This window comes from Kocuria gwangalliensis, from assembly GCF_039544365.1.
GTDB classification, from domain to species: Bacteria; Actinomycetota; Actinomycetes; order Actinomycetales; family Micrococcaceae; genus Kocuria; species Kocuria gwangalliensis.
The window spans coordinates 1-3,671 of sequence record NZ_BAABLN010000062.1 but is presented as its reverse complement, the minus strand read 5'-3'; the positions used below and the strand labels follow the sequence as shown (position 1 = coordinate 3,671).

General features: G+C 61.8%; 3 protein-coding genes and 2 pseudogenes. 3 read left to right on the top strand and 2 right to left on the bottom strand.

The window, feature by feature from the left end; translation table 11 throughout:
- Positions 1 to 188 precede the first annotated feature (188 nt).
- Positions 189 to 728: pseudogene (locus ABEA06_RS13670) on the top strand (replication initiation protein); the annotation flags it as partial.
- 477 nt (positions 729 to 1,205) lie between these two features.
- A pseudogene (locus ABEA06_RS14610) lies at positions 1,206 to 1,268 on the top strand (DUF4113 domain-containing protein); the annotation flags it as partial.
- A gap of 682 nt (positions 1,269 to 1,950) precedes the next feature.
- Here the strand turns inward: ABEA06_RS14610 and ABEA06_RS13665 are convergent.
- A complete protein-coding gene (locus ABEA06_RS13665; protein ID WP_345311850.1) occupies positions 1,951 to 2,250 on the bottom strand; it encodes a hypothetical protein in 300 nt (99 codons plus the stop codon).
- On the bottom strand, positions 2,244 to 2,879 hold the full coding sequence (locus ABEA06_RS13660) for an AAA family ATPase (RefSeq protein WP_016997370.1): 636 nt from the start codon (positions 2,877 to 2,879) through the stop codon (positions 2,244 to 2,246). The genes ABEA06_RS13665 and ABEA06_RS13660 overlap by 7 nt, the downstream gene beginning before the upstream one ends.
- Positions 2,880 to 3,052: 173 nt before the next feature.
- Here ABEA06_RS13660 and ABEA06_RS13655 point away from each other — a divergent pair, with 173 nt between their 5' ends.
- On the top strand, positions 3,053 to 3,301 hold the full coding sequence (locus ABEA06_RS13655) for a ParA family protein (protein ID WP_345311849.1): 249 nt from the start codon (positions 3,053 to 3,055) through the stop codon (positions 3,299 to 3,301).
- Positions 3,302 to 3,671: the final 370 nt, after the last annotated feature.

The following is a 3,671-nucleotide window of genomic DNA, read 5'->3' as shown; positions in this document are numbered from 1 at the left end:
GGGAGGGCGCTCGGCCGGGTCCGATCCGTTACGCGGAGGCGGTGCAGCGGGCACTGGACCGGCTGGTCGATGGGGACCCGTGCTTCACCCGTTACTTGGTGCGCAACCCGGCTGCTGAGTTACCGGCCGGGCGTGTGTGGTGGGGTCGCAGAGCCAGCCCGTGGTCCCTGGGGGATCTCAAGGCGCACATGGCCGAGTACATCGACCCGTTCCATGACGAGGCTATTGACGGACCCGCCGCGTCAGCCTGGGACCCGGGCACGGGTCTGCTGGGGCAGGCCGGCATCCCGCGGGTCCCGGTAGTGGACACCGCCACGGAGGTGGGGCGCAACACCGCTATTTTCCGCGCCACCCGCCGGTGGCTATGGGACCAGCAACAGATCCGCCACCAGACCCCGAGTGAGGCCGCCTCGATCGCTCATGCCCGGGCGCTCAACGTCCAGCTGTCCCACCCCCTGTCTGATGGGGAGGTGGTGTGCCTGGCTCGTTCGGCCGTGCGGCAGGTCAATGCTGGCAAGGGACGCCCCACCTCTACCAGTGGTTCTGATGCGGCGCATGAGTATCTGGCGCGGATGGGACGGCGTGGCGGGAAGGCCCGTACCGAGGCCAAGGCGCGTGCGGCGGCGGACAATGCCAGCAAGGCCCGCCAGGCCCGCACTGACCGTGCTGGGCAACTGCGGGCTAAAGCATTGGGGTTGCGGGCGGCGGGGGCGACCTACCGAGCTATCGCCGAGGCGGTGGGACGTACCGCACGCACCGTAATGACTTGGTTAAACAACGTGCCCGCCACCTCCGCTGGCGACACCGTAGACAAGGGTGAAATTCTCCAAGCAACAGGTATTTTCTCCGCCGGCGAGGAACAAACTGATCACTCCCCCAGCATGGCCCCAGTACCCGCAGCTGCTGAAGATGCGGGGCCCCCTGCGGTAACTAAATCCGCTCATCAGTGGCCCGAGGGCGCCCAGCGCCGAGGATCACGGCCCGGAGGGCCCCCGTGCCCAAGCTCATACACGGGGTGCCCCCCATGCGCGCCACCATCCTCGGCAGACACCTCGCCGCCGAGGGCGCCGTGTCGGTTCTGCCGGGGGTGCTCGAGTAATTGGTCCCGCTCGGGGAACTGATCGAGGTAGTGAGCCGCCTCCTCGGCACCGGCACCCTCGCTCTGGGCCGGCTCGGCGCCCACTCCCTCGCCCCCTGGGCCTAATCGCCAAGTAGATCTCTCCCCGCGCTACACCACCGACTGGAACGAGCTCCGCACGGTGTCCTGAACACGCGCTTCTTAGCTGGTCCGTACTAGGACTGACCTACTTCCCCAGCCGATTAACGCGACAGTCTTTCTTGGGACTGGGTTGACGGACGATGGCTGCCGCACATTTCCTCGGCTCTGGCGGGCCTCCGAAATGATTGCTCAAGGGAAGTTGCGGGAACCCCCGAGGCTGGGCTGGATCACTACCAGCACCGTGACCGCGGCATCCACCACATGCACTTTGGTGCTGGCAATTTCCTAAAGTTTCGTGGGTGATCGTGACATTAAGTTTGTACCATATTAGTACCACACTGGTATGGTACAAAGATCGACGTGGTGCAAGATTCAGCTAAAGAACCCTGCGTCTTGCCAAGCCTTCACGGGGACAATGGTTTATGCATTCGCTCTGACACCACAGCGATACATGGGCATGAAGGTGCTGCGCTCACAGTATCTGGTACAGAATCATGATTGCACTAGTGTGGTATCAGTACCACATTAGTGTGAAGTACACGCTCGGTTTGAAAGGTTTCCATAGCCCTAGCACTTCTTAGGTAGGGAACGGACGAGCTTTTTGACCGCTTTCTGCTGGGAAGTGTCGACGGCAATGCCTGGGTATGAAGGTGCCGTGCCAACTCCTATCGATATGGCACCATATTGGTACTTGTGTGGTACCAACACCACGCCGATATGGTGTGGGATGACTACTTGAGCGGCACGTTTTGACCGTAGCGCTCCTCAAGCACGGGCCATACGAGCTCTTCGATCAATTTCTGCTGGGAAGTGTCCTCAGCTTCGGCGGCGTAATTGAGCAAGGCATGCTGGGTGTTGTTGAACCGGAAGTTGTAACCCTTTACCTTGGCTCCGTTTCGCGCCCGCCGTTTCCACGGCTTCAGGGGCGGTCCCTGATCAGGGGCGTCTGAACCCGATCGTTCGGCTGCCGATCCAAACCGCTCAATCTCTTCCTCGCGATTGGAAGCAATCGGTCCACGTTTCCTCACCATGAGAAGACCTCCTGGGTCAGCAGTTGGATCTCGGCCTTGGCCTTGGCGTCGCGCATCTCTACGACTCCCTTGCCGTCGGCCAGACAGTCGGCAAAAGCCTTGCGCTGATGCAACACGGTCTGAGCAAGCCGCACTCGAGGAAAGTCCTCGAGATACGACTGCGCTTCCGCTCGTTCCTTAGTGAACACGTTGGAAGATACAAAGTTGAGGACCAGCATCGACTTGAGGTCCTCGTTAAAGTCTTGGGCCCCTTCGACCGTCTCCAAGAGGCCGGCCACGGCATCAAGGTCGGCTTGGGTGGCGCGCGTGGGACTGATCAGCATGTCCGCAGCAGTCAGGGCTGTGCGCATCTCTTTGGAATCCTTGCCTGGGACGTCGACCAGGATGTGATCGAACTTGGGTCGAAACTCCTCCAGGAACTTGTGCAGTGATCCCGACTTCTGCACGGACTGCAGCGAGGGAAGCCCGGCCTCCTCTCGGTCGGTCGTGAAGTTCGAGGTCGTGCGGATCGTCGGGTCAGCGTCAACCAGCAGCACGTCCTTTCCCTGTCGTTGCAGCTCAACGGCCATGTTGACGGTGAGAGTCGACTTGCCCGTTCCGCCCTTTTGGTGCCCAAAGACAATGATCATGGCACCACTATAACACCAATGTAATGCCATATCGGTATTAGTGTGGTACTACTTTGGGTCATTATGGTGTGGTACAACTGTGGTACTAATATGGAGTGGCGCGCGGCTTGGCTGCACACCCTTCAAATGCACAGAGCCACGCAATCTCCAGCGGGTGGCACCCCAGTCTCAGGGTGATTCCCTCGGCCCGCAACATCTCCAACCGAGAAGCCTACCTAGCCGATCATGCGGAGCTGCGGTTGAAGATCTCTTTGACTGGCCTGTCGGCGGATGTGGCGGTCATTGACTGCCCCAATTGGCAGGGCGGGCCGCTGACTCTGTCGGCGTTGAACGCGGCCGACACCGTGGTCTACGCCGCCACCGCCATCAACTGGGCGCCCCGGACACCCTCACCGAGGCCGGCATCGTCGTCGGTGGGGTGAAAGAGACGATCATGAGCCGGGCGGCGGTGGCCAGTATCGAGGAGCTGCGCGCCACCGGGTTGTTCCTGGAGCCGTTGATTCCGGACCGGGCGATCGTCCAGGAGGTGCGGATTTCGGGAGAATAGTACGGCCAATATCGCAAGGGCTCCCGGGTGCTAGATGCCTACACGGCGATCGCGAAAAAGGTGCTGCGATGACTGAGAAGCCCGAGCGTCCCGCCTCACTGGCCCGCCGCCGACCCCGTCCGGCCCCGGATGAGCACATCGACCCGGTCGATTACACACCCCCCACGCGCTACCTCACCCCAGCCCGCGACACCGGTGGTGTCGTCCCCACCGGTGCAAGCGGCACCGGTGGCGGAGCCCACGAC

Coding starts and splice junctions, on each gene's coding strand:
- ABEA06_RS13665 (WP_345311850.1), bottom strand. CDS start 2,250: ATGGTGAGGAAACGTGGACCGATTGCTTCCAATCGCGAGGAAGAGATT.
- ABEA06_RS13660 (WP_016997370.1), bottom strand. CDS start 2,879: ATGATCATTGTCTTTGGGCACCAAAAGGGCGGAACGGGCAAGTCGACT.